The sequence below is a fragment of the Pseudomonas sp. P4_C8 genome (genome assembly GCF_056401975.1).
On record NZ_JBFUIH010000050.1, the window covers coordinates 1 to 25,673 of the forward strand.

Sequence of the window (25,673 nt, forward strand, 5' to 3'; positions counted from 1 at the left end):
GCCTTGGCCCAGGCCCAGCGGGCTGGTGGTGCTGACGATGGCCGGGATACTGGCCAGCGGCATGTTGTGACGCACGTTCAGGTCCGAACCTACACTCACAACGCCGACATCCTTGGACAGACTCAGGCCGAAAATCTGAATATTGTCGGCATAGGCCAGTTGATAGGTGGCGGTGCTCAACGAGTTGAGCGTGTTGACCAGCGCCGGCACTTGCCCGGCTGGCGGGGTGCCGTTCGGGTTGGCCGAGGAGATGCCTCTGGCATCCAGCCAGGCTTGCGGCAGGATGTCCGAGGTTTCTCGGTAGTAGACGCCGAGTGTCCCGTCCAGCCAGGCCGGCGACCACTTGGCCATCACGCCCCAGTCACCGCTGTTGTGCGGATCCAGGTCATGACCACGACGCACGTTGGTCAACGCGTTGCACTGTGCCAGGCCACAACCCAGCGGGCTGCCCGGAACCACGGCGTTGGTGTTGCCCAACAGGAACGATTTGGCGCCAAAGCCCACCAGATCGGAACCACCGTAGTAGGTGCCCGCTTCGGGCAGGCGAGCGGCGTCCCAATCCAGGAAGTACTGCGCACCCACGGTCAACTCGGGGTTAACGGTGAACGACATCGACAACTGGTTACGCGGAACGAACARCTCCTTGGTTTCYGTACCCGGCGACGCMGCCAGTTTGGCCAGGTCGAGGCCGGACTGGCCGTAGCTGATCGAGTGCACCGGGTTGAGAATGGTCTCGCCCCAGAACACRTTGTGCTGACCGGCCTTGGCGCTGAACAAAGACTCYTCGCCCACTTCRGTGCTGTAGAACACGAACGCATCGAGAATTTCGCCAGACGGCCCGGTGTAATAACGCTGAGCGTAGTTGCTCAGGTGCGGGCTGCCAAAGCCGACGTCGTCGTTGGTGACGCCGGCCAGGCGTGGATCGTTAGCGATCAGACCGGACCGTGAGTCATTGCCGTTGACGAACGGGTTGGAGTTGGAACCGGTGTTTTCATACGCCTTGTCGTACCAGCTGGCAGCACTGACACGAAAGCCCATGGCGTTCTTGTAGACCACGTCCATCTCGGTCAACAGGTCGACACGGTTGGTGATGTCGGTACCGGCCTTGCGGAAGTTGTAGTCGCCATCGTTGTTGTTTGGCGTCCCCAACATGCGCTTGTCGGCGCTTTCGGTGCGCACACCGTAGTTGTACCTGACGGTGTTATCGATACGCGCGGCCCAGTCCGGATTGCCTGTATCCAGTTCAACCGCCTGGGCGGTCGGCATGGAAGCCGCCAGGATGGCCGAAGCCAGCAAGGTGTAGCGCGGAACCGTGAACCCTTGACGCTTATTGTTGGGCATTGCGTGTCCCCGCCTGCTTTTATTTTTTACAAGCGTAGCGGCATTCCCGCACTTCCTTGTTCCACGGACTTTTCTTGATGACGTTTTTTACCGGGTAAAGGCACCGAGCATGGCAGTGGAGTAAAAAACTCACAGTCTGGTCGTGGAAGAGGGGGGCTTTCTCTACGACTCTAAAGGCGTGGCCTTGGTCGCAGGGATTTGAAATGCACGGCGTTGCTCGGCAGAATCGTGTCCCGATCTGGCCTAAGGTGCCGGACGTTCGTGGTGAAAAGGAACTGCAGTTGAACGAACAGACATTGTCCATGCGCCTGGAGCGCGTGGCGGCGCATGTGCCAGCAGATGCGCGCCTGGCCGATATCGGCTCGGATCACGGCTACCTGCCGGTGGCGTTGATGCGCCGGGGCGGCATCGTGGCGGCGGTGGCCGGCGAGGTGGCATTGACGCCGTTCCGCTCGGCTGAACGCACCGTGCGCGAGAACGACCTCGACCAGCGAATCACCGTGCGCCTGGCCAATGGCCTGGCGGCGATCGAACCGGGAGACGGGATCACGGCGATCAGCATCTGTGGCATGGGCGGCGAGACGATCCGCGACATCCTCGACAGCGGCAAGGCGCGCCTGAGTGGCCAGGAGCGCCTGATCCTGCAGCCCAACGGCGGCGAACAGCCACTGCGCCAATGGCTGATGGAAAATGGCTACCGCATCCTCTGCGAGGAAGTGCTGCGGGAAAACCGTTTCGACTACGAAATCATCGTCGCCGAGCGCGACGGGCCGATGGTGTACACCGCCGAGGAGCTGTATTTCGGCCCTCTGCAGATGCAGGCGCGCAGCCCGGCGTTCCTGGTCAAGTGGCAGCGCCTGTTGCGCGAGAAACAGAAGACCCTGAACAGCTTTGCCCGGGCTCGGCAGGCTGTGCCCGAGGAGACGGTGCGGGACATCGCCCGGCAAGCCCGGTGGATCACCGAACTGCTGGCTTGATCCCGCCCAAGGTGTCTGGGTACTGATGCCGACATTCAGAGCTTTTATTGACGGGGAGGCAGCGGAGTCCAATCGCTTTGATGGATTGATCTGAAGTTGACTATTTACCTTATATACGGGAAATCATATATTCGTTTTCCCGTATATGAGCTGAGACTTCACCCTGACCAGCAAAGCCTGTGTCCTTTCGCTGGTGAGCGTTTCGATCAGATCATCACTCTCTTGGTCAAAAACAAACACTGAGAAACGATATGGCTGACCCTCTGACACCGACCACTGTCTTCAAATGCCTGGCTGACGACACTCGGGTCCGCACGATGATGCTCATCACCCGTGAAGGAGAGCTATGTGTTTGCGAGCTGACCTGCGCGTTGAATGAGAGTCAGCCAAAAGTCTCCAGACACCTCGCGCAGTTGCGCAGTTGCGGTTTGCTGTCGGACCGTCGGCAAGGCCAATGGGTGTATTACCGATTGCACCCAAATCTCCCTGATTGGGTCCATCAAGTGCTGACCACTGTGCTCGAAAGCAACCAGCATTGGTTGAGCCCTGACGCCAAACGCCTTGAAGAAATGGGTGACCGTCCTGAACGGGCACTGGCCTGCTGCGAAAGCTGAATCGCCGATTCCGCTTCATTGAATACATCGGCCAGTTCGACACCCGGTCGAATTCCCACTGACAACAGATACAGAGCACAACAACATGACTATCAAAGTTGGCATCAATGGTTTTGGCCGGATCGGTCGCCTCGCTTTGCGAGCAGCCTGGAGCTGGCCGGAGTTTGAGTTCGTGCAGATCAACGACCCAGCTGGGGACGCGGCGACTCATGCGCACCTGCTGAACTTCGATTCGGTACACGGCCGTTGGAATTACCAGGCCGATTCCGAGGGCGACAGCATCGTCATCGACGGCAAACGAATCAAGGTAACGGGCAACACGGTAATTGCCGCCACCGATTGGTCGGGCTGTGATCTGGTGATTGAAGCCAGCGGCAAGATGAAGACCGTCGCCGTGCTTCAGGCTTACCTCGACCAAGGCGTGAAGCGTGTGGTGGTCAGCGCCCCGGTGAAGGAAAAAGGCGCGTTGAACATCGTCATGGGCGTCAATCATCAACTGTTCAATGCGGCGCAACATCGCATCGTCACGGCGGCGTCATGCACCACCAATTGCCTCGCTCCAGTCGTTAAAGTGATCCACGAAAAGCTGGGTATTCGTCACGGTTCGATCACTACTATTCACGACCTGACCAACACTCAGAGCATCCTCGATCAGCCGCACAAGGATCTGCGCCGTGCGCGTGCTTCGGGTATGAGCCTGATCCCGACCAGCACCGGTTCGGCCACCGCCATTGCCGAAATTTTCCCGGAGCTGCGTGGACGCCTCAATGGTCACGCCGTTCGCGTGCCGCTGGCCAACGCTTCGCTGACTGACTGTGTCTTTGAAGTCGAGCGCGCCACCACTGTCGAAGAGGTCAATCAGTTCCTCAAGGACGCTTCCGAGAACGAGCTTAAAGACATTCTCGGATTCGAAGAGCGCCCACTGGTGTCCATCGACTACCGTACCGACCCGCGTTCATCGATTATCGATGCGCTGTCGACCATGGTCATCAACGGCACTCAGGTCAAACTCTATGCCTGGTACGACAACGAATGGGGCTATGCCAATCGCACCGTCGAACTGGCCAAGATGGTCGGTCTAGCGGTCTAAGGAGCGGCAATGAAAGCGTTGTCAGCCCTCGCTCCGCAAGTGCGGCAGTACCTGCTCGTGACGGGCAACTACTGGGCCTTCACCCTCACCGACGGCGCCTTGCGCATGTTGGTGGTGCTGCACTTTCACGCGTTGGGCTACAGCCCGCTTCAAATCGCGGCGTTGTTTCTGTTCTACGAACTCTTTGGCGTGATCACCAACCTGGTGGGTGGCTACCTCGGCGCCCGGCTGGGTCTGAACCGGACCATGAACATCGGGCTGGGCATCCAGGTCGCGGCGCTGCTGATGCTGACGGTTCCGGTGGCCTGGCTAACCATTCCATGGGTGATGGGCGCTCAGGCGTTGTCCGGGATTGCCAAAGACCTGAACAAGATGAGCGCGAAAAGCTCCATCAAGCTTCTGGTTCCGGATGGACAGCAGGGCAAGCTCTACCAGTGGGTGGCGATCCTCACCGGCTCGAAGAACGCACTCAAGGGGGTCGGCTTTTTTCTGGGTGGCGCCTTGCTCGCATTGATTGGTTTCAAAGGCGCCTTGCTGGCCATGGCGGGTGTCCTGACGCTGATCTGGATCAGCAGCTTGATCCTGTTGAAGAAGGACCTGGGCAAAGCGAAAGCCAAGCCGAAGTTTCGCGACATCCTGTCCAAGAGTCGGGCGATCAATATCCTCTCCGCGGCGCGGATGTTCCTGTTCGGTGCCCGTGATGTCTGGTTCGTGGTGGCCTTGCCGGTGTACCTGAGCAGTGTCTTCGGCTGGGACTTCTGGAAGGTTGGCGGGTTTCTTGCGGCCTGGGTGATTGGCTACGGCATCGTGCAGTCCTTCGCGCCCAATATCACGGGAAAGAAGCGTGGGCACGTACCGGATGGTCGTGCAGCGTTTCTTTGGGCGCTTGCACTGGCGGGCCTGCCTGTGGCCATTGCTCTCGGGCTGAACACCGGCCTGTCGCAACAGGCAGTGCTGCTGGGTGGACTGATGGTTTTTGGCGTGCTGTTCGCAGTGAATTCGTCGCTGCACAGCTACCTGATCGTGTCCTACGCCAAGGAAGACGGCGTGTCGCTGGATGTGGGGTTTTATTACATGTCGAACGCCTTGGGGCGGTTGATAGGTACGGTGCTTTCCGGTTGGGTTTACCAGGTGTCCGGGCTGGGGGCGTGCTTATGGATATCAAGTGCATTCGTGCTGCTTGCTGCTTTGATTTCGATTGCATTGCCCCGTCACGCGCTGAGTGAATAACTGCTTTGGGTGATAGCAGACACTCTCCCAGGTTGGGCTTCGCAGCGGCCCCAAAAAGGGACCAACTGCAAAACCCTGCGTCACTTACCTGCTTATCAACGCAGACCGCAACTAAGCAGGCATATCAATTTTATCCAGCACCCGGTTAGCCGTGATCTCCGCCACCATGATGCTGTTTGAAATGCCCAGCAACGCGTAGCGGGCTTCACCTTCCAGATGGTCCACCAACTGATGGACCATCACATCGACCGAGGCCAGTGTTTCGACCAAAAACACCACAAGGGTTTCGTTGGTCGCCTCTTGGTCAACGGAAAACAATTTGCTGGGTGTACGCGCGGTGGCTTTGATGTCGGCATTCGACGGGAAGTGGAAGTCGAGAGCGCGTTCAGCGGCCTCGTTGAGTTTGTTTGAATCGGGTTCGTACGGGGAGACCGGATCGGTGTCCGGTGGGTTCGGCGTTACTTTGAACATATGCTTGCTTCTCTGATTGGGCGCCAACCCTCCTGCGACTAAACGAGAGGGAGGCAGCTGTACGCAGGTTAGTCGACCGGGGAAGCTAGCAAAGCCGGCGCGCCCGAAGGCGCCCTGCGCACAACCACCATCAAGTGCAGGTATGGGAATACCGGACTGACAGGAGCTTATGCACCTTACTTATAACCCCGGGCGACTAAACCCGACCACTGATGGGCAGTGGCAGGGAAACGATAGAGGCCAGGGCCAGGGCGCACAAGCCGGCGGATTCTGGCGTAACGGTAGGCAATGGCGCAAGGTCTTGTAGCTTTCAGGACGTAACCTTGATGGGGATTAAACAAGCACCTCCCAATGACGTTTAAAAAGCAAAAGAACAATAGTTTCGTTTTACCTAAGTGCTCACAGCAGCATCTTGGCGAGGACGGGGTGCACTCGTCACTGAAGTATGCTCGGTCTGAATAGGCAAAGTGCCATGCGTTGATTCGCCTTACCTTGAGTGTCACCCTGCGACTGCAAATCAAGGATCAGTCCCAAGGAATCAAGGAATGAGTGGTTATGTCCCTAAGCCTGCACTACCCAATACACCGTAGAACTTGCGTAATCCAGGAGTGACACCGGTCAATGTTCACGCTCAGCGCTGGGCGGAATACGAAAAGTACGGCAAAGAGCCCGCAACCGAGGCACAAAAAACCGGCATAGCGTTACGCATCGGTGTCTTCTTTGATGGCACCGGTAACAACGCCAACAACGCGGAGGCGGGCCTGCTCTGCGGAGCCCATCACCCCATTGCACCAAAAGACATCAACACCAGTTGCAAGCCGTTCATGAGTGATCCGGACAGCAGCTATGGCAACGACACCAGCAATGTGAAAAAGCTGAGTGATCTGTACTACGTCACTCAACAAGCAGAAGGCAATGGCCCGCAAAAAAGCGCCTCCCGTGTCGTCTACATCGAAGGCATTGGTACCCAATCGGGTGAGGCAGACAGCGTCTTGGGGGCGGGCACTGGACGCGGCGATACCGGCGTCGCAGGGCGAGTTCAGTCTTCGTTCGTATTGATCAAGCAGAGCATCAATGAAGTGTTGGCCGACAACCCTGGCAGTGAAATCTGTTCACTGACGTTTGATACTTTTGGCTTTAGTCGCGGTGCAGCCGCCGCTCGACACTTTGCCAATGAAATCGTGCGTGGCAAGCAAGGCCCTTTAGGGGACGTTCTGCGCGGCAATTCCAAAGCCTTCAGTTCGACCTTCATTGACCAATACAAAAGCGACATCAACATGGGCTTTATTGGCCTGTTCGATACCGTGCCATCAATTGCCGGCTGGTCCAACCTGGGGAATATCAAAAGCCCTGTCGCGACAGGCATCAAACTTTACCTTGATCGGCGCTTTTTCACTGACGTCGTCCAGTTGGTGGCGCGAGATGAATGCCGAGCCAACTTTGCCCTCAGTCGAATCAAACCGGCCTTCCCGGAAATTACAGTACCCGGTGTTCACTCGGATGTCGGCGGAGGATACCTCGCCGAAGCACAAGAGTGTGTATTGGTCAGCCCTATGCAGGCTTTGGAAGTGCCTATCAACACCGACGTTGTTACCACCTCGATCTATCGCGACGCCGAGAATGTAAAAAACCAATGGCTAGTGAAAGGCTGGCCTCCTGAACTCCTGGAGATTGTCACTCCCCCTGCGTCCGAAGTGCCGCAACAGCGACTAGACCGGCTTAGTCCAGGTCGGAAACGCGTTTATGCCGCATTGCAGCTCAAGCGTCCGGTAAGCGGCAAGCTTTCACTCGTTTACCTGCGTGTGATGTATCAATTGGCGAAGGAAAAGGGGGTTCGCTTTAACGATATCGTTGATGCGCCTGAACTGGCGGTACCAGTAGAGCTTCAAGCGCTCTGTGACAGGTTTATCGCGAGCGACTACAGCACCACACCGCAAGAAGAACAGCTCCTGAAACTGAAGTACATCCACACCTCCGCCAACTGGAACCACCCACTGGGTAGAAAAGACGGCAGCGGTCTAAAGGCTGTTTACATCAATGCCCCCACACAGGATGCGATCCGCGTGCAACACCCTCATGTGCCTGACTGGACGATTTGGTAATGAAACTACTCATCACGCTACTGGGCATCCTACTCATTGCCGGCTGCCAGTCTGTCGACCCGCTTTCAGCAAAAAACGACCCCAAGTCCCAGTGGAGGGAGCTCGATTTCACCGAACCCCTCTACATGAAGGTATGGGTTGAGGACAGCGCCGTGGAAGACATCAACGGCAAGCTGTTTCACCACACTGGTGGGGGTTCCGCCTCGGGTGGTGAGCCCGAAGACGGAACAGAGTCCGCAAGAGGTTGGCGAGGCGTCGGCGGTTCCGGAAAAGCGGTGGTCGGCGCCGACCTTCCCCAACGTATTTTTGTGCGGTGGCAGTCCATGGTAGAGCCACAGACCTATAAAGTCTGGGTGGACATTCCCGATCAAGCCAGACAACTTATGCACTCATCAATCATGCAGCGCTGCCCGGCAACCCCTGAACAAGAGGCCCGGTATAGGGCCGCTATCTATCTGGGCCTTGCCCCTGGCGGCGTCGTACAGGTCTGGGTCAGAGATTCATGCCACCGTCCCGTCAAAGTAGCTAGGGCCCAAGCAGAGATTGAGCCGCTGGGACCTAGTCAAGGAAAAAATGAAGGCCGTTATGGCTACCCCGTCAGTAAAAAGGCAAAGCGATACATAGAAAAATACGGCATTCCTTACGGTAGCTGGTGAGTACCCAATGTGACTGATAGGCCTCCCCACCTCATAGGACGTGCGTTACTAAAGATGCTCTTGCGTCACTTGATTCCATATTTCATCTTGAGTGATGCGATTACAAATTTTGCTTCATAAACTAAGCCTTGCATGGTTGGTTTTTCTTTGAAACAAACAATCGTATTGGTCGTATTGGTCGTATTGGTCGTATTGGTCGTGTTTGGGTAGGTGAAAAAGAAGCTCTGTCCGCCATAGGTAGTTGCAGTTCCGTACGCAGTATTTCCTACCGTAGTCGCAGTTGCCTGTGTCGTTGTCGGTGTTACATAGCTGGCGCCTGTAGAGTCGTCAGCCATGTTTACAATCACAATAGAGCTGGCCAGACATGTGAATCACGACCCACTGCGCTCAAATCTCGTAGCGTAGAATCCCCAAACCGCGCCCCATCCGAGACGGACCCTCCATGCAAACCCCCGCCCAATCAACCCCGCTTTGGAAAACCTACCTCCTTTTCCTCGCCCCGATGGTCCTGTCGAACTTCCTCCAATCCATGTCAGGCACCGTCAACAGCATCTATATCGGCCAGATGCTCGGCACCCAAGCCCTGGCGGCCGTATCAGGCATGTTCCCCATCGTTTTCTTCTTCATCGCCTTGGTGATCGGCTTAGGCGCGGGCGCCAGCGTGTTGATCGGCCAGGCCTGGGGCGCGCGTGAGCTGCACCTGGTGAAGACCATCGCCGCGACTACGTTGCTGTTGGGCGCAATGATCGGTCTGTCCGCCGCGGTGCTGGGCAGTGTGTTCGCCAGGCCAGCCTTGCAGGGTTTGGGCACGCCGGCCGATGTGCTGGACGACGCGGTGTCCTACGCCCACGTGATGATGTGGATCATGCCGTCGCTGCTGGTCTACGTGCTGTTCACCCAATTGCTGCGCGGGGTGAGCGATACGTTGTCGCCACTGATCGCGTTGGTGGTGTCGACGTGTATCGGGTTGGCGCTGACGCCAGCGTTGATTCGTGGCTGGTTCGGGTTGCCGATGATGGGGATTCAGAGTGCGGCGTATGCCGGGTTGGCGGGTAACTTGTCGGCGATGGGGTGGCTGGCGTGGCGGTTGATTCGCAAGGGGCATCCTTTGGCGCCGGATCGGGAAATGTTTGCGGCGATGAAGCTGGATCGGGTGATTCTTGGCAAGGTGTTGCGCATCGGCTTGCCGACCGGGTTGCAGATGGTGGTGTTGTCGGTCTCGGAACTGGTGATTCTGGCGCTGGTGAACCAGCACGGTTCGCAGGCGACGGCGGCGTATGGGGCGGTGACGCAGATCGTTAATTACGTGCAGTTTCCGGCGCTGTCGATTGCGATCACGGCGTCGATTCTCGGGGCTCAGGCGATTGGGGCAGGGCGCCTGCAGCGCATGGGGCCGATTTTGCGCACGGGGCTGCTGATCAATGTGTGCCTGACCGGAGGGTTGGTGGTGTTGGGTTACTTGTTGTCGCACTGGTTGTTGGGGCTGTTTCTGACGGATGACTCGACGCGGGCAATGGCCGAGCACTTGTTGCACATCATGCTCTGGAGTCTGTTGGTGTTTGGCTTCCAGGCGATTGTCGGCGGCATCATGCGCGCCAGTGGCACGGTGTTGGTGCCGATGGCGGTGTCGATTTTTTGCGTGGTGTTGGTGCAGTTGCCGGTGGCGTATGTGCTGGACGGGCATTTTGGTTTGCAGGGCGTGTGGATGGCGTTTCCGGTGGCGTATCTGGGGATGCTGGCGTTGCAGACCGCGTATTACAGCTTCGTTTGGCGGCATCAGCAAATCCAGCGATTGGTGTAAGCGGCGCCGCTTGATGTCGGCTACGGTCAGGCCGACAATTCTCTGGGACTGCGTGATGAAACCGACGGGCGTGATCGTCTGAGGAGGTTTTCAAATGAGTCCCCCATCGAACATCGTTTTGCAGGACCGGGCAGCGGCCGGTCGGCGTCTGGTGGCGCCGTTGCTCGCCTACGCTCATCGCCCGGAAGTGATCGTCCTCGCCTTGCCCCGTGGCGGCGTGCCGGTGGCCTATGAAGTGGCCACGGCGCTGGACGTTCGCCTCGATCTGATGCTGGTGCGCAAGCTCGGTGTGCCGTCGCACGAGGAGTTCGCCATGGGCGCGATAGCCAGCGGCGGCATCCAGATTCTCAATGAACAGGCGTTGCGAACGCACCCGATTGATAAGGATGCATTCGATGCGGTGGTCGCCCGGGAGACGCGGGAGTTGTTGCGGCGCGAGCAGGTTTACCGGGGAACGCGCGCGCCTGTGCAACTCAAGGATCAGGTGGTGATTTTGATCGACGATGGTCTGGCGACAGGCGCCTCAATGATGGCGGCGATTCACGCGGCGCGGGTGCATGAGCCGTCTGACATCGTGGTCGCGGTGCCGGTTGGGCCACCCGAGACAGTCGAGGCGTTGCGCAGTGAGGTAGATGAATTGATCTGCCCGCTCATGCCTGAGTGGCTGATGTCGATTGGGCATTGGTACATGGATTTTTCCCAGACCTCGGATGCGGAGGTCATCAGGCTGTTGCAACGAGCCTGGGAGAAAGAGGGCTGCGCCGATCAGCCGAATCCCGAACCTTAATTGCCAAAAATCAGAGCGCTCACGGGCGTGCGGGTAACGCCCAGACCGGGCACCCTCGACACCTGAGATTTCCTGATTTAAAAAGTATGACTGTTTTAAGTTACTGTGCCCTTAATGCGAGTCGCTCGCTATTACGCGCGCCCTGACGTGGTCAGCAACTAATGGATCCAATAAATTTATTATGAAGTCCATGTAAATTAAGCAGGCCAGTTATCATGGGCCTATCAGGGATAGTCTACGACTTAGTGTCGGCGCGATAAGTCACAAATTCTAACTACCGTTTGTCGGTAGTGTGCTCAAAAAATGAACATTCGGGTATTCTTGGGCTCTCATTCTTCAGCAGTCATTCATGACTTGCACCAGAATCCGTAGTAAAGAAGTGGAAAATTGAGCCTCATGTGCATTGAATGCTATGGGGATTTTTTTCACTGAAACCCGGGAGAAATACTTAAGCAGATCGTTGGTTCGCTGTGCGAATCAATGATCTTGGCCGTGCCAAGTCTATGAGTTGGCTTATCTTGAATCAGTAGGATCGAACAGGTGTATTTGGAATAAATATATAACCTGTAGAGCATCGATCAGTACTGTCGAATAAGGTGGAGAACGTACCGTGGCGATAAATACAATTATGAGCCTGATTGAAAATAAAGAATTCATGGAATTCTTACGATTGGGCGTTGTTTATGTCCATTTAGTTGCGTGTTGTGTCGCCATTGGTTTGGTATTGACCAGCGATATTGCGATGGTGAGAGATCTATTTAAGCGAAAAACATTTACGGAGCATGATAATGCTCACATGGAAAGTCTTCAGAAGTCTGTCAGTGTTGCGTTGATAGCCTTGTGGGTAACAGGTGCCGCGATCATCGGTATCGATTACCTGGACAAAGGCATGAACTACTTTATGAATCCAAAACTTCAAGCCAAAGTCATTATTGTCGCCTTGCTGACTTACAACGGTGTCGTATTGCATCGCCTGGTACTGCCTGCTCTGCAAAAGGCCGGCTCATTGCTCAATCTCGGGTTCAGCGCCCGGATGACAGCACTGTTCTGCGGCTCGCTGTCGGCAGTATCCTGGATGTACGCGGCCATGTTGGGGGTCGGTCGTCCGCTGGCCTGGAAGTATTCCCTTACTGAACTATTGATGGCCTATCCGGTGCTGATTGCACTGGGGTTCCTGGCGATGCTTGTGTTGACTCAGCGGGCGAAACAACCGGACTACGCCATTGCGTCTCCGCGGACATTCGCAGCCGCTTGTTAAGTCGGTTAAGCGAGTAGACCTTACAGGCTTGTTCGGAGCCTGACAGAAGCGACCTCCTTTGTGCTGGGCAACTAATGCCAGCATCAAGGAGGTCGTTTTTGTTTTACAGCCACCCTCACCGTGGCAGATGGGCGCCTAGTGGGTCTTTAGCCAATCCTGAAAGCGGGTCGCACCGACGATGGGGTTGGCGCCCGGTGTCAGCGACTGGTTGTTGATTGGCGCACCAAAGTAAGGAACCGTGTTGTCCGCTACGGTTTGGCGCGGGTCGTTGGTGTGCTTCAGGTAATCGCTCGCGAATTCAACGAGAGGGCGGTTATCAGGTCCAGCCACTTCGACGGTCTGATTGACAGGCGCTTTCAGCGCGATTGCTGTCAATGCCTGCGCAACATCCGCCGAGGCCACCGGTTGCAACGCCGCAGACGTTAAGTGAATGGTGTCGCCTTCTTCACGCCCGGAGTGAGCAATGGCATGGATAAACTCAAAGAACTGCGTAGCCCGCAGGATGGTGTAGGGAATACCCGACTTCTTGATGAGATTTTCCTGCGCCATTTTTGCCCGGAAGTAACCGCTGTCGAGCATCCGTTCGGTGCCGACGACCGACAGGGCCACATGGTGTTTGACGCCGTCGAGCTTTTCCGCCGCCAACAGGTTGTGCCCGGCTGTTTCAAAAAAATGCAACGCTGCGTGGTCTTCGAAAGAGGGCGAGTTCGCGACGTCGACCACCACGTCGGCGCCTTTTAGCGCCTCCTTCAGCCCTTCGCCGCTGATGACATTCACGCCGGTACTCGGTGACGCCGCGAAGGCTTCATGGCCCAGATCCTGCAGATTTTTACAGACTTTGCTGCCGATCAGCCCGGTACCTCCGATAACGACGATCTTCATGTCCTGTCTCCCGCCGTGGTGAGTTCAGCAATTATTAAAGACCCGCACAGGTGGCAGGATCGGGCGCTGAGCCGTGTTGGCCGACAAGTGGTCGCATGTCAGCACGGCAAGTGGAAGAATTGGTCGTTGTTTGCTTTAGTCCACCTATCGCTGGCGTAGGTGTGCGAGCGTTTCGGCTCATGACCGGACGCCTTGACCGGAGAATCCCATGACTTTTCGATTCCCGCGGCTCGCTGTTCTGGTTGCCTTGCTCACTGTCGGCGTCTTGCCCTGCGCGCAAGCGGTTCAGTACACGCAGGTCAATCAGGCTGCGAGCAAAATCTCCTTCACGTACAACCAGTTCAGCTCGCGGGTGTATGGCACGTTTGGCAAGTTTGAAGCCAAGCTTGATTTCGACACGGCCAACCCCGCCGCGGCCCATGCGTCGCTCACCATCCAGCTCGACAGCATTGATGCCGGCAGCAGCGAGGCCAACACTGAACTGCAAAAACCCGCCTGGTTCGATACAGCGGCTTATCCGGTGGCGACCTTTGAATCGACCGATGTGAAGGCACTTGGCGACAACAAGTACACAATCATCGGCAAACTGACACTCAGAGGCATTACCCGTGAGGTGGCGGTTCCGGTCCAGCTGAAGGCGAAGAAGACCATCGGGATTTTCGATGGCCAGTTAACGCTCAAGCGAAGCGACTTCAAAGTCGGCGACGGTGAATATGCTGATGCCGTCGTTTCCGACGACATCAATATCCGGTTCAAGATGGTTGCGCCGCAGCGGTAGCGCGTTGCCGCTGAGACAGTGGGGGCGAGTCCATACATAGCAGCTGGCGAAGCCTGTGGGAGTGAGCCTGCTCGCGATGACGGAGTGTCAGTCGACAGCTGTGTTGCCTGATATACCGCTATCGCGAGAAGGCTCACTCCCACAGGCTACGCCAGCTGCCACCAAAAAAGTGTGGTCCTTAAGCGATCGGCATGTGATTCGTTTGTTTGCCTAAGTGGGAGGGTGTCACAATCACTTTTTTGTCACAGCATCATGATCAGGAGGATCAAATGGGTGGCCCAGGATATCGGCACGATCAGGAGATGTTCATCACCGCGCAAGTGCGTGGTGACCGATTGCGCCAGCTATTCCATCAATCCGTGTCTGCTGTGTTCGGCAGTTACCTTGCCGCGATCATGTTGTGTGGGCTGTGCTGGGAGCGTATTGATCACCGCGTCGTGTGCGGCTGGATTGTCCTGCTAAGCGCCTCGTCGTTGCTGCGCATCCTGATGTTTATTGTCTATTTTCGTAGCCCGGAAAGTGAGCGCACACCTCAACGCTGGGAGCGGACCTATTGGATAACGCTGATGTTGTCTGCCAGTATCTGGGGCGCAGGCGCTTTGGCGGTCATTCCGGTAAACGACCTGCTGGCCCAGTCGCTGGTCATGCTCTTCGCCGTCGGCATGTCGGTCAGCGCGGTGTCGTGTTACTCGTCCTATCGGTACATGACGTTAGCGTCGATTGGCCTGGTGTTGTTGCCGTGTACCACGTGGCTGTTGTTTCAACCGTCGGCCCTGCAATTCGGTATGGCGCTGGCGGTCCTGGTGTTCGCCTCATTTGTCGTCAACGCGACTCGAAAACTGTCCGAAGCCCTGGAAACAGCTTTCCGCGTGACCCGTGAAATGGAACAGGCGCACCGCATTTCCACACTCGCCGCACAAACCGATGAACTCACCGGGTTGAAAAACCGCCGGGCTTTTTTTGAGCGCGCGCAGCAATTGTTCAATGACTGCCAACACAAACGGTTGCCACTGTGCGTGGTGATGCTGGATATGGATCACTTCAAGCACATCAATGACACTTACGGTCACCAGGTCGGTGACCAGGTATTGCGTCAAGTGGGTGTCATCATCAGTGGCTGTTTTCGCGAAACGGACGTATACGGCCGGTTGGGTGGCGAGGAGTTCGCCATCCTGCTGCCGGACACGCCCATTGAGGTCGCCCTGAATCTTGCCGAGCAACTGATCCAGGCTATCGGTGGTTTGATGTCCGGCCCTGTCCACCGCATATCGGCCAGTCTCGGCGTCGCCTCAATGGAGTTCCACGATAATGATCTGCAAAGGTTGATGAACAATGCGGACAAAGCGCTTTATCGGGCCAAGGCACGCGGGCGTAATCAAGTGGCTGTTTCAGAGTAAGGGCGGGGCAGGGTGGGCCTGAGCGAGCAAGGTTTTGAAGTGTGTAGGGAATGTTCGTCTGCCTGTTAAACATCTGCGGAAGGGGTTTGTTTAAACGCGCTCAAGGTTACGTCCTGAAAGCTACAAAACCTTGCGCCGTTGCCTACGGCTACGCCAGAATCCGCCGGCTTGTGCGCCTTGGCCCTGGCCTCTATCGTTTCCCTGCCACTGCCCATCAGTGGTCGGGTTTAGCAGCCCGGGGTTGTAAGTAAGCTGCACAAGCGCTTGTCAGTCAGGCATTTCCATGCCTGCACTTGATGGTGGTTGTGCGCAGGGCGCCTTCGGGCGCGCCGGCTTTGCTAGCTTCCCCGGTCTGCTAACCTGCGTACAGCTGCCTCCCTCTCGTTTAGCAGCAGGAGGGTGGGCACTCAATCAGAGAAGCAAGCTTATGTTCAAAGTTACGCCCAACCCACCAGACACCGATCCGGTGTCCCCGTACGAACCCGATTCAAAGAAGCTCAATGAGGCCGCCGAGCGGGCTCTGAACTTCCACTTCCCGTCGAATGCCGACATCAAAGCCACCGCGCGAACGCGCAGCACTCTGTTTTCCGTGGACCCCGCGGCCACTACCGAAACCTTGGCGGTTTTTTTGGTCGAGACGCTGGCCTCGGTCGATGTGGTGGTCCATCAGTTGGTGGATCATCTGGAGGGTGAGTCGCGCTACGCCCTGCTGGGTATTTCAAACAGCATCATGGTGGCGGAGATTACAGCGAACCGGGTGCTGGATACGATTGAGCCACCCGTGTAACCGCCGTCCTGTGGCGAGGGAGCAAGCTCCCTCGCCACAGGGGCGCCTATCGATGCCGCTTTAACGCACGGAGATCGGCACCGTTATCGTCTTGCCAAACGCAGACGTGACAGTGATGGTCGCGTTTGGCGCCGGCCCGGCACCGGCGGTCGCCACTAACACTCGCCACTTCGCACCCGTACCGACTTGCGTGAGCGTGGCCTTGCCCAGGTTAAGCGGCCCGGCGGTAGTGGACGCGGTCACCGTCACGCTATTGCCGGTAAAACGCGTGGTGGTCCCGGAAATATCCCAGGTGTAGCGATTGTCGCTACGAACGGTGACGAAAGCGCTGGTGACCGCCAGAGTCTCGTTGGCCGCTGCAGCGGTGACATTGACGGACACTGTCGCCGGGTCCGACTTCGCGTCCTTGGCATCGCTGGCGCGATAGGTGAAGGTCGCGGTGAACGGTGCGGGGACGATGGCCGGTGGGGTGTAGATCACCCGCAAACCGTCGGTGCTGACCGTGCCCTTACCGGAATCCGGCTGGTTCAGCTCCACCACTTTGAGCGGCAGATTATTGTCGGGGTCGGTGTCGTTGGCCAGCACGTTGATGGTCAGCGGCTGGCCGTTGCTGGCGGTGGCGCTGTCGGGGTTGGCCACGGGTTTTTTGTTGTCGCCATCGTTATTGTTACCGTCATTGCCGGTGCGGAAGGTAGGCAGCGCCACGGAAGCGACGTAGGTCACACCGTCCCAACCCGGCAAGGGTGTTGGCATCAACTGGAACTGGCCCGGATGCTCGATATCCCAGCGCAACAGCATCGCGTTGTCTTCATGCTGGGTGTTGTGGCAGTGCTCCATGTAAGTGCCGGCGAACTCGCGGAAGCGGATTGCCATTTCCACGTCCATCGTACTGTCGACGCCTTCGCCAATGCGATAGACGTCCTTGCGTGCCCATTTTTCCCAATCCGGCGGAGGCAGGCCGTCGCGACTGAGAACAACGCCTTCTTCGAAGTGCACATGCACCGGGTGGGTCCAGCCGTTACCGCCATTCTTGATATGCCATACTTCGAGGGTGCCGTCGCCGGAGAACCCGGCGTCCGTCGGGCCGTTGGCCAATTGTGGTGCGGCACTGAGCCGGCGTGGGTCCATGTGGAAGCCGAAGCCGCCATCGGTCTTGATCGTCCACGGCGCAAGATCGGTGCCGTCAGAACGCCCGAAAATGAACTCGCGATGCCGCGCTGCGGTGAGTTTGGCCTGATCGGTCGGGCTATCGCGGTCAATGGTCAGCGGGATCATGATCTTGCCGGCGGGCTTGCCGGGTTTGGCTGGCTCATAGGCGACCGGGTCCATGCTCAGGTCCTGACCGGAGTAAGGCTGCACCAAAAATTCCAGAAACTTGCCCACCGCCGGATCGCCGTTGTCCCATTTCAGGCCATTACTGGTTTGCTTGAGCACCGCTTTGTATTTTTCGGACAGCACGTCGGCCAGTGACAGTTCTATTTTCTCCGGGCCTTTACCGGTCTGGTGATCCATCAGGTTGACGAAGAACAGTTTGTCGCCGGTGCTGATGCCGTATTTCGCAAAGTTGACAATGATGTCGTAGCGTTCGGCGATGCCTTGGGTCGGCAGAATGGCGTTGTGATCCTGAAAGTCACCGTCGCCGTCGAGGTCCATGCTGCCGTCGAAAGGCAGGCTGTGCGCCATGATGTTGCCGTCGTTGGCAATCAAGTGAAACGGCACACGATTGTAGGAAACCCCTGAGCCTGCCGGGCCCGGAAACTCACCGCTGGTGCCGCTGACCTGCCGTACCAGCGCTATTTTGAAGTAGCGAGACACCGAGCCATTGAGGATACGGAACCGATAGCTGCGCGCCCGCACTTTCAGCACCGGTTGGTACTGCCAGTTGACCAACACTTGGTCTCCGAGGAAGCCGTCAGTGTTGAACGGGTTGAACCACAACTGGCCGTTGGCGTCCCAGGCCTTGTCGGCAATCATCAGGTTCACATCGTAGTCACGGTTGCCCCACGGCATTGCCGAACCGCTGGGGAAGCGCAAGTTGACGCCGTCTTCGATCGCCTCGTTACCGCGATCCAGGGCGCTGTAGTAGTTCATCATCACCGCGTTGCCTTTGTAGACGTTCTGCGCGGTGAAATCGAGCATGTGGTCGTGGAACCAGTGCGTACTCATGGTTTCGCGCCAGTCGCCACGGATTTTGATGCTGCCGTTGTCGCAGGTTTTCAGCCCGGGACTGGCGTCGTTGACGTACAGCGTTTCACCAGGCGCGCAAGGGAATGCCGCGCGCGGATCCTGCGCCGTGGTGTTGATGGTGTCGTAACCGGCCAGCTGGACCGGCCAGCGATAGTCGTAATACTGCCCTGGAAAGAAAAACGCGTTGGCATAACCATCGCTTTCCGCCGGGGAGTGCCCGTTGTGTTCGTGGGTGGTCAGGGTATGCAAGCCGAAACCGGCATTGGCCGCCGGGTCGATCGGCAGGGCGTTGTAGTGACGCATCAGCACCGGTTGGCCATACCGCACCATGAGCAATTTTGCCGGTAAGGTGCCGTCGAAGGTCCACAGATTCTTGTAATTTTGCACCGGCATTTTCGGGTGAAAACGCGCGTCGATGCCCTTGGTGGTGCCAGCGGTTGCCGGAATATCCGAGGTTTGGTAATAGAGCCCGCCGGGGGCAAATTCACCCTTGGCGTAGTTGTGCAATTGCTTGCGGTCACGCATGCCCAGGTTGGTCCGTGCGCCGGTTTGCGCAGTCTTGAAATCGACCTGCGGGTAGAACTCGTTCCAGCGCTGATGCGACCAGCCTTTTCCCGGTGGACGGCCTTCGGCTGGCGAGCCGACCGGATGGCGGTTGAGGAAGGCTTCGATCTGCGACTTCCACGGGTTACGGTCCAGCACATTGGAGTATTGCGACGGGAATGGATACAGCCCCGGCTGGCGCATGAACGCATCCAGCGCGGCACTCGACGGGACGCTGCGGGCGATGCTGTTCGGGTCCTGCTGGGGCGCCGGGCCGGCGAGCGGCACGGGGAACGACAGCGGCGGTTGGGGCAGGGTCGGGTCTAGTTTTTCCGTGCCAAATTCCTCGAAAAGCAGCAGTTGCTGGGTGAACGGTTGAGCGCCAAACAGGGGGCTGGGCTTGCCATTCGTGGGGATGTTGAACGAAGTCTGCAAACTCGGCGGCAGCACGTTTTCGGTGCGGGTCGTGTCCTTGTTGCCATACATACCGTTGGGCAGGGCATATGAACCCTGGTTCGCCTCTGGCATGGTCTTCAGTGCTTCCAGCGCTACGGCTGGATCAGCCGGCTGGTTGATGTACGCTGAGGGGTCGGTGGGTGGTGGTTGTCCGACATCATCGATGGGGGCAGCGTTCAGGGTGGTCACGCTGAACGTGATCATCACCACCGAAGTAATGCCCTGCGCTATGGAATAGCCAGATGACTTGTTCGCAGGGACTGAGCTCTTCATGATAGTTCTCAATTGGGGCATGCCACGGTGATGGCACTCGCCCTTTGGCCGAAGCAAAAGCTGAGCCATGAGCGCAATCAGACCAAAGTCTTAGTAATATTTAGTAAAACTTAGTAAAACAAAGGCCTGTGACAAAAAAAATGGGTTATCCCCGCATTGGGGGAAAGTGCGTAAAACTGGGGGGGAATTCCTCATTGTCGGGGAATGAGGTTCTCTATTCGCGACAACCTCTATAGCCGCAGACAGAAGCAGCGCGGCGATCAATCTGTGACAATACCCTGGCCGATGCCCTGTAAGCCTTATCCCGGAGTCAGAATTTCAATGCCCCAACTCACCCACTTCGCAGCCCCGTGCCCGGAGCACATCAACAGCCAGATCCTGCAACTGGTCGTCGATAACCTGACCGACATCAGCATGGTCGGCATCGCGCCGAGCAATCCGCTGTACAACGTGTACCAATACACGGTCGGCTTCGAAGTGCACCTGTACCTGGAAGCGCTCAACGGGGACAAGGGGATTGCGGTCGAGTTGATCGTCGCCACCGACGATGAAGACCCGTCGAAGGTCATCGGTTTCCTGCTGTACCTGCCGATCAAAGACGATCCCCAGGCGTGCGGCTTGGCCTACATGGCGGTTGACGCGGGCTACCGTCGTAAAGGTGTTGCGCGCGCCATGCTACAAGACATGATCAACCGCTACCCGCACGCTGAGTTGACCTGCGCCGTCGCCAAGGTGCCGTGGTTCGAATCGATGGGCTTTCAGGTGCTGGGCGTGCGCGGCACGCAAGTACTGATGAACACCCGCGACCATAGTAGTGAAGGCTTGATGGGGCTGCTGGATGTGGCCTCGATCTACAGTTCGCTTGAAGTTCGGCAGATCCATCACTACTTGCTGCAAAAACACGGCCAGCGCGCAATGATCGATGCCGAGAAGCAGCGCGACCGGCATCTGGACCAGATGACCCGCAACGCCAAGGTGTTTGTGCTGAATCGTTTAGGCCAGAACGCGTCGAACGAGCCGCGTCTGGACTAGACCCATAAGTCCTTTCGGGAGCGCACGGTCGCCCGACCGTGATATTCTGCGCGCCAACTTGGTTTGACCTGTTCAGTTGGCCCGTCCCGCAGACGTGCCGACAGGATCAATGTCGCTCAAGTAGCTGAAGCCAATAATGATAAAAAGTCAGTTCAGTAGGGACATATAACTGAGGTCGACGCAGTCCGTCGGCCTTGTGTGCCCACCCTCCAATCCTTATGTACGAACACCCACGACATCCTGCCTGAATGCCGTGAGCCAGGGGTTTGGTCGTGAGGATGGAAGGGCGGATGGCGTTTTATCATAGGTGCTACAGATGTTTAAGAAAGTGAATACGGCCCTGCTGGGGCTGGCTTTGTCGATGGGGATCACGTCTGTACAGGCGCAAGAGGCAAAGAAAGTCGATGTGCTGCTGATTGGCGGCGGCATCATGAGCGCAACACTGGGTGTCTGGCTCAATGAGCTGGAACCTGGCACCTCGATGGAAATGATCGAGCGCCTCGACGGCGTCGCTCAGGAAAGCTCCAACGGCTGGAACAACGCCGGTACCGGTCACTCCGCCCTGGCTGAGTTGAACTACACCCCGGAAGACGACAAGGGCAACGTTCAGATCCCGAAAGCCGTTGAAATCAACGAAGCGTTTCAGATCTCCCGTCAGTTCTGGGCCTGGCAAGTTCAGCAAGGCGTGCTGAAGAACCCGCGTTCGTTCATCAATTCCACACCGCACATGAGCTTTGTGTGGGGCGATGACAACATCAAGTTCCTGAAGAAGCGTTACGAAGCCCTGCAAGCGAGCCCGCTGTTCGCTGGCATGCAGTACTCCGAAGACCCGCAAGTGATCAAGAAGTGGGTGCCGCTGATGATGGAAGGGCGCGACCCCAACCAGAAAATCGCGGCCACCTGGAGCCCGATCGGCACCGACGTCAACTTTGGCGAGATCACCCGCCAGTTCGTAGGGCACCTGCAAACCACGCCCAACTTCGACTTGAAATTGTCTAGCGAAGTGCAGGACATCACCAAGAACGAAGACGGCACCTGGCGCGTCAGCTACAAAAACCTGAAAGACGGCAGCAAAGCCGAAACCGACGCCAAGTTCGTGTTCATCGGCGCGGGCGGCGGTGCACTGCACCTGCTGCAGAAGTCCGGCATTCCTGAAGCCAAGGAATACGCAGGCTTCCCGGTAGGCGGCTCGTTCCTCGTGACCGAAAACCCGACCATCGCCGAGCAACACCTGGCCAAGGCCTACGGCAAAGCCTCCGTTGGCGCACCGCCGATGTCGGTTCCGCACCTGGACACTCGTGTTCTGGACGGCAAGCGCGTCATCCTGTTTGGCCCATTCGCGACCTTCAGCACCAAGTTCCTCAAAGAAGGTTCGTACCTGGACCTGCTGACCACCACCACCACGCACAACGTGTGGCCAATGACCAAGGTCGGCATCAAGGAATACCCGTTGGTTGAGTACCTTGCAGGCCAGCTGATGCTGTCTGACGAAGACCGCATGAACGCCCTGAAAGAATACTTCCCGAACGCCAAAGCCGAAGACTGGCGCCTGTGGCAAGCCGGCCAGCGCGTGCAAATCATCAAGCGTGATGAAGCTGCCGGTGGTGTGTTGAAGCTGGGTACCGAGATCGTTTCGTCTGCTGACGGCTCGATTGCCGGCCTGCTGGGCGCCTCGCCAGGTGCCTCGACCGCTGCACCGATCATGCTGACCGTGCTGCAGAAAGTCTTCAAAGACAAGGTGGCTTCGCCAGCCTGGCAGGAAAAGCTGCACCAGATCGTGCCGAGCTATGGCACTCAGCTCAATGGCAATCCTGAGAAGGTGGCCGAGGAGTGGGCTTACACCGCCAAGGTGCTGGAACTGACTCCGCCGCCGGCGATGGGTCAGGTAGTGGCTCCGGTTGCTGCTCCGGCTGATGCGGGTAAGGCACCGAAGGCTAATGCTGCGACTGATATGGCTCTGTAATTAGAGAGCTAAACAAAAGCCCACTGAACCGGTGACGGTCAGTGGGCTTTTTTGTGGGATTCAACACACTGGATATTGTGTAAGCGGGATCCCGGTTAAACCGGCGCTAGCAGCACCTTCGGTGCTGCATTTGAGGCTTGAGGCCGCACATTTCGGTCAACCAGGGGACGCGCTACACCGATCAGCTGTTGCTGTGATCGGCCGCCTTGGCTTTGCTTTGAGCTACAGCGGCTTCAGCCTTCTGTTTCTGTGCAACCTGGTAGGCTTCCATCGAGACTTTCCGGGCCGCCTCCATGCGATTGAACGTCTTGTCACCACCACCTGTGGCCATGGCCAGAGAAGCAGCGGTCAGAGCGGCGAATACGAAGAGAGCTTTCATGGATTTCATTTGGGTATCCTCAAGTAAAACTTTGTGAACTGCTAACAGCGGGGTTTGTTTGCTAAAGCTGAACTTCCTTGTTCTAAGTTCCATGGTACCTCTTGGTTATAATGGTGGATCAACTTGGCTCTCGGCACGGCTTGATTGGAGTTTGCCGTTGCTGATTGCAGTTAAGATCCAGCAATTACTATTAATTAATCTTGCGGTATTACGCTGCCAGGACAATAGCGATTTTCGCGAATGAACTTTTAATCATTCGATCATGTCCATTTTCAGGTAACAAAAAACATCATCCGCACTGAGCGCATATGAGGGTTAACTTCCACTTCTGGGGGGGCAGGCGAGGCCCGGAACCCTAACGGCGAGCGGATCAGGCAATGCTGGTGGGGTCGGCGGGGCTTCCACCCCATTCGAGGAAACGGATCTTGTGAACTTCGCCCTCGCTGTCTTCATAGACCAGGGTCACGGGCACCACACCTGTCTTCTGGGACGTGTCGGTGCGTTGCAGCACCTTCTGGACATCAATTTCCATTCCGTAGTGATAGTCCACGGCGGAGACGCTGGCGCCGGGTTCTGGCAGTCCGTTCTGGGCGAATACGCCAGGTGCGAGACTGGAAATTACGGCGCTGACAACCGAGGCCAATTTCATAAGGCTGTTCCTCTGCTGGGGGGCGCTTGAAAAAGATTACATGTGACCGAGGAGGAGGGTGAAGTTCATTCCACCCGGACGAATGCCCCTTTCTGGTGTTGCCCGAGCCGCCGTCACGTCTCGGTGATCACCCGTGGTAGAGGCCTCTCGACCACTCGTCCTTTATCCATGACCAATAGGCGGTCTCCCGATAGTTCGATGGCTTTCACAAAGCGGCATCCATAGTCCTGATGTTCGGTCGTTGACACTCGGGCTAACATCACTAATCTATAGGTGTGGGAATATTTCCCACGCAACGATGCTAACTGGCTCTGAAGGACCGTGCGGATACCGCAGTTGCTCGTTATTGCTGCAGATTTATGGCCGTGCCGGTTGGCTGGCCGCTCCAAGGGGCGGCTGGGAACTCACTGGACTTTGCGTTCGATACGGAGATGACGACGCAGCTCCAAGCGGAGGTGGATCATGCTGCTCAAGAAATGTTTGTTGGCTCTGGCAATTGGCGGAGTCCTGTCGGCATCGACTGTCCTGGTGCCCGATTACATCGGTAGTTTCTCCAGCGTGTATGCCAAAGATGGCGGCGGTAGCGGCGGAGGCGGTGGTGGTCATGGCGGCGGTGGCGGTGGCGGTGGCTCCGGAGGCGGTGGTCACGGTGGTGACGGCGGAGGCGGCCACGGCGGCAACGGCGGAGGTGGCGGAGGTAACGGCGGAGGTGGTGGTGGTAACGGTGGCGGCAGTGGAGGCGGCCACGGTGGAGGCGGTGGTGGTAACGGTGGCGGCAGCGGTGGCTCCGGAGGCGGTGGCCACGGTGGTGACGGCGGAGGCGGTCACGGTGGCGGCGAGCATGGAGATGGTGGCGGTCATGGAGATGGTGGCGGTCATGGTGCTGCTGGCCATGGCGCTGACGGTCATGGAGGTCCGGGGCGCGGCGACGCTGACCATGGTGGTATGGCCGGGAACAGAGGCCCGGGTAATGCGCGTGACAACGACAACGCGAAAGACAATGACAATGATAACGATGCCGTAGATGCAGCCAGGGAGGCCGCAGAAGACGCCGGGGACGCTGCGAGGGAGGCCGCAGAAGACGCCAGGGGCGCAGTCAGAAACGACGCGGATGCAGCCCGGAATGCTGCCAAAGCTGATGCGGATGCAGCTCGGGATGCTGCCAAAGCTGCTGCAAATGCAGCCCGGGATGCCGCCAGAGCTGAGGCGGATGCAGCCCGGAACGCTGCAAGAGCGGCTGGCGTAGCGGACGCAGATGCAGATGCAGCCAGAGACGCTGCCCGGGCCGCTGCAGATGCAGCCAGGGACGCCGCCAAGGCAGACGCCGACGCAGCCAGAGACGCTGCCCGGGCTGCCGCAGATGCGGACAGGAACGCCGCCAAAGCTAAGGCGCAGCCGGCCAGAGAGGCTGCCAAAGCTGAGGCACAGGCAGCCAGAGAGGCTGCCGAAGCAGCCAGAGAGGCAGCCAGAGAGGCAGCCAGAGAGGCAGCCAGAGAGGCTGCCGAAGATGCGGCGCAGGCAGCCAGAGAGGATGTGGCGGACGCTCCGGACGCCCCGGATATCGACGCGGTTGAGGTACAGAACTAGGCCTGCGCGTTGCGCAATGAGCACGGCAGGCATACCCGTAGAAAACGTCCCGGGAGCTTGAGGGACGTATCGGCATTGAGTCGCAAACCCTGAAACGTCGCGGGGTTTGCGACTTTTTTTCGACATCGTGTCGCGCGATCCGGAACGCCGACGAAGATGGCGGCAGCGGGGAAGGCGACGGAACTGGACAGGTGAGCAATCATCCTGTCGTTCACAAAACCCGGATCCCTCCCGTTTTAATGGTGCAGGGTCGGGAAGTTGGACGGATGTTCTGCTCTGGGCGATGGGTGCGGGATTGCCGTGAGTCTCGGGCAAAAAACCGGGCTGACCGCTCAGGTGGTTTAAATCGAGCAACTGTTATTGAAGGGGTGCCTTGAAACGCGCCAAAAACACAGCCCATGTCACTCCGCATGGACAACCCCCATTTCCATCC

At 57.6% G+C, this 25,673-nt stretch carries 22 protein-coding genes and 1 pseudogene; 16 read left to right on the forward strand and 7 right to left on the reverse strand.

Annotated features, from left to right (window positions below; all coding sequences use genetic code 11):
• Positions 1-1,341: DUF1302 domain-containing protein (locus AC1DWM_RS24970; protein ID WP_477796403.1), on the reverse strand; the 1,341-nt coding region annotated here is incomplete at its 3' end.
• A gap of 281 nt (positions 1,342-1,622) precedes the next feature.
• Between AC1DWM_RS24970 and AC1DWM_RS24975 the strand changes: the two genes are divergently transcribed.
• The 4 genes from AC1DWM_RS24975 to arsJ all read left to right on the forward strand — a co-directional run bounded on the left by AC1DWM_RS24975 (position 1,623) and on the right by arsJ (position 5,252).
• Positions 1,623-2,318, forward strand: coding sequence for a tRNA (adenine(22)-N(1))-methyltransferase (locus AC1DWM_RS24975; RefSeq protein WP_477796422.1), 696 nt, complete (start codon positions 1,623-1,625; stop codon positions 2,316-2,318).
• Positions 2,319-2,569: 251 nt separating this feature from the next.
• On the forward strand, positions 2,570-2,932 hold the full coding sequence (locus AC1DWM_RS24980) for a metalloregulator ArsR/SmtB family transcription factor (RefSeq protein ID WP_223517639.1): 363 nt from the start codon (positions 2,570-2,572) through the stop codon (positions 2,930-2,932).
• An 85-nt stretch (positions 2,933-3,017) separates the two neighbouring features.
• The gene (locus AC1DWM_RS24985; RefSeq protein ID WP_477796404.1) at positions 3,018-4,022 is read left to right on the forward strand and encodes an ArsJ-associated glyceraldehyde-3-phosphate dehydrogenase; all 1,005 of its coding nucleotides are present in this window, start codon (positions 3,018-3,020) and stop codon (positions 4,020-4,022) included.
• A 9-nt stretch (positions 4,023-4,031) separates the two neighbouring features.
• Positions 4,032-5,252 carry an organoarsenical effux MFS transporter ArsJ gene (gene arsJ, locus AC1DWM_RS24990; protein WP_477796405.1) on the forward strand — a complete coding sequence of 407 codons (1,221 nt, stop codon included), beginning with the start codon at positions 4,032-4,034 and terminating at the stop codon, positions 5,250-5,252.
• Between the two features lie 111 nt (positions 5,253-5,363).
• Here arsJ and AC1DWM_RS24995 read toward each other — a convergent pair whose 3' ends face one another.
• Positions 5,364-5,723 carry a DUF6124 family protein gene (locus tag AC1DWM_RS24995; protein WP_223517646.1) on the reverse strand — a complete coding sequence of 120 codons (360 nt, stop codon included), beginning with the start codon at positions 5,721-5,723 and terminating at the stop codon, positions 5,364-5,366.
• A 593-nt stretch (positions 5,724-6,316) separates the two neighbouring features.
• Here AC1DWM_RS24995 and AC1DWM_RS25000 point away from each other — a divergent pair.
• Positions 6,317-7,825, forward strand: coding sequence for a phospholipase effector Tle1 domain-containing protein (locus tag AC1DWM_RS25000; protein ID WP_477796406.1), 1,509 nt, complete (start codon positions 6,317-6,319; stop codon positions 7,823-7,825).
• Positions 7,825-8,481 carry a DUF2931 family protein gene (locus tag AC1DWM_RS25005; protein ID WP_477796407.1) on the forward strand — a complete coding sequence of 219 codons (657 nt, stop codon included), beginning with the start codon at positions 7,825-7,827 and terminating at the stop codon, positions 8,479-8,481. Before AC1DWM_RS25000 ends, AC1DWM_RS25005 begins: the two co-directional genes overlap by 1 nt.
• A 65-nt stretch (positions 8,482-8,546) precedes the next feature.
• Here AC1DWM_RS25005 and AC1DWM_RS25010 read toward each other — a convergent pair whose 3' ends face one another.
• Positions 8,547-8,816: a hypothetical protein gene (locus AC1DWM_RS25010; RefSeq protein WP_477796408.1), complete on the reverse strand. Its 270-nt coding sequence runs from the start codon at positions 8,814-8,816 to the stop codon at positions 8,547-8,549.
• A 107-nt stretch (positions 8,817-8,923) separates the two neighbouring features.
• Here AC1DWM_RS25010 and AC1DWM_RS25015 point away from each other — a divergent pair, with 107 nt between their 5' ends.
• The 3 genes from AC1DWM_RS25015 (at position 8,924) to AC1DWM_RS25025 (ending at position 12,327) form a co-directional block, all read left to right on the forward strand.
• Entirely contained in the window at positions 8,924-10,282 is a 1,359-nt protein-coding gene (locus AC1DWM_RS25015) for an MATE family efflux transporter (RefSeq protein ID WP_477796409.1), read from the forward strand.
• Positions 10,283-10,376: 94 nt separating this feature from the next.
• Complete coding sequence (locus AC1DWM_RS25020; protein ID WP_477796410.1) at positions 10,377-11,069, forward strand: phosphoribosyltransferase; 693 nt, start codon at positions 10,377-10,379, stop codon at positions 11,067-11,069.
• Positions 11,070-11,679: 610 nt separating this feature from the next.
• Positions 11,680-12,327 (forward strand): hypothetical protein, encoded by a 648-nt coding sequence (locus tag AC1DWM_RS25025; RefSeq protein ID WP_223517652.1) that lies wholly within the window; start codon positions 11,680-11,682, stop codon positions 12,325-12,327.
• A 135-nt stretch (positions 12,328-12,462) separates the two neighbouring features.
• Here AC1DWM_RS25025 and AC1DWM_RS25030 read toward each other — a convergent pair whose 3' ends face one another.
• Positions 12,463-13,209 carry an SDR family oxidoreductase gene (locus AC1DWM_RS25030; RefSeq protein WP_223517654.1) on the reverse strand — a complete coding sequence of 249 codons (747 nt, stop codon included), beginning with the start codon at positions 13,207-13,209 and terminating at the stop codon, positions 12,463-12,465.
• Positions 13,210-13,417: 208 nt separating this feature from the next.
• Between AC1DWM_RS25030 and AC1DWM_RS25035 the strand changes: the two genes are divergently transcribed.
• The 3 genes from AC1DWM_RS25035 (at position 13,418) to AC1DWM_RS25045 (ending at position 16,171) form a co-directional block, all read left to right on the forward strand.
• Positions 13,418-13,987 (forward strand): YceI family protein, encoded by a 570-nt coding sequence (locus tag AC1DWM_RS25035; RefSeq protein WP_477796411.1) that lies wholly within the window; start codon positions 13,418-13,420, stop codon positions 13,985-13,987.
• Positions 13,988-14,256: 269 nt separating this feature from the next.
• Positions 14,257-15,384: a GGDEF domain-containing protein gene (locus AC1DWM_RS25040; RefSeq protein WP_477796412.1), complete on the forward strand. Its 1,128-nt coding sequence runs from the start codon at positions 14,257-14,259 to the stop codon at positions 15,382-15,384.
• A 427-nt stretch (positions 15,385-15,811) separates the two neighbouring features.
• The gene (locus tag AC1DWM_RS25045; RefSeq protein ID WP_477796413.1) at positions 15,812-16,171 is read left to right on the forward strand and encodes a DUF6124 family protein; all 360 of its coding nucleotides are present in this window, start codon (positions 15,812-15,814) and stop codon (positions 16,169-16,171) included.
• A gap of 60 nt (positions 16,172-16,231) precedes the next feature.
• Here the strand turns inward: AC1DWM_RS25045 and AC1DWM_RS25050 are convergent, their stop codons facing one another.
• Positions 16,232-19,630 carry an Ig-like domain-containing protein gene (locus AC1DWM_RS25050; protein WP_477796414.1) on the reverse strand — a complete coding sequence of 1,133 codons (3,399 nt, stop codon included), beginning with the start codon at positions 19,628-19,630 and terminating at the stop codon, positions 16,232-16,234.
• 321 nt (positions 19,631-19,951) lie between these two features.
• Between AC1DWM_RS25050 and AC1DWM_RS25055 the strand changes: the two genes are divergently transcribed.
• Positions 19,952-20,662, forward strand: a complete 711-nt coding sequence (locus AC1DWM_RS25055; RefSeq protein WP_477796415.1) for a GNAT family N-acetyltransferase — start codon at positions 19,952-19,954, stop codon at positions 20,660-20,662.
• A 316-nt stretch (positions 20,663-20,978) separates the two neighbouring features.
• On the forward strand, positions 20,979-22,625 hold the full coding sequence (gene mqo, locus AC1DWM_RS25060; RefSeq protein ID WP_477796416.1) for a malate dehydrogenase (quinone): 1,647 nt from the start codon (positions 20,979-20,981) through the stop codon (positions 22,623-22,625).
• 181 nt (positions 22,626-22,806) lie between these two features.
• Here mqo and AC1DWM_RS25065 read toward each other — a convergent pair whose 3' ends face one another.
• Both AC1DWM_RS25065 and AC1DWM_RS25070 read right to left on the reverse strand, forming a co-directional pair.
• Positions 22,807-23,013 carry a co-regulatory protein PtrA N-terminal domain-containing protein gene (locus AC1DWM_RS25065; RefSeq protein ID WP_223521445.1) on the reverse strand — a complete coding sequence of 69 codons (207 nt, stop codon included), beginning with the start codon at positions 23,011-23,013 and terminating at the stop codon, positions 22,807-22,809.
• A 361-nt stretch (positions 23,014-23,374) separates the two neighbouring features.
• Positions 23,375-23,653, reverse strand: coding sequence for a DUF2790 domain-containing protein (locus tag AC1DWM_RS25070; protein ID WP_223521439.1), 279 nt, complete (start codon positions 23,651-23,653; stop codon positions 23,375-23,377).
• Positions 23,654-24,115: 462 nt separating this feature from the next.
• On the opposite strand from AC1DWM_RS25070, the pseudogene AC1DWM_RS25075 reads away from it, so the two are divergent.
• Positions 24,116-24,328 (forward strand): annotated as a pseudogene (locus tag AC1DWM_RS25075) (hypothetical protein); the annotation flags it as partial.
• A gap of 270 nt (positions 24,329-24,598) precedes the next feature.
• Positions 24,599-25,240: a hypothetical protein gene (locus tag AC1DWM_RS25080; protein ID WP_477796423.1), complete on the forward strand. Its 642-nt coding sequence runs from the start codon at positions 24,599-24,601 to the stop codon at positions 25,238-25,240.
• Positions 25,241-25,673: the final 433 nt, after the last annotated feature.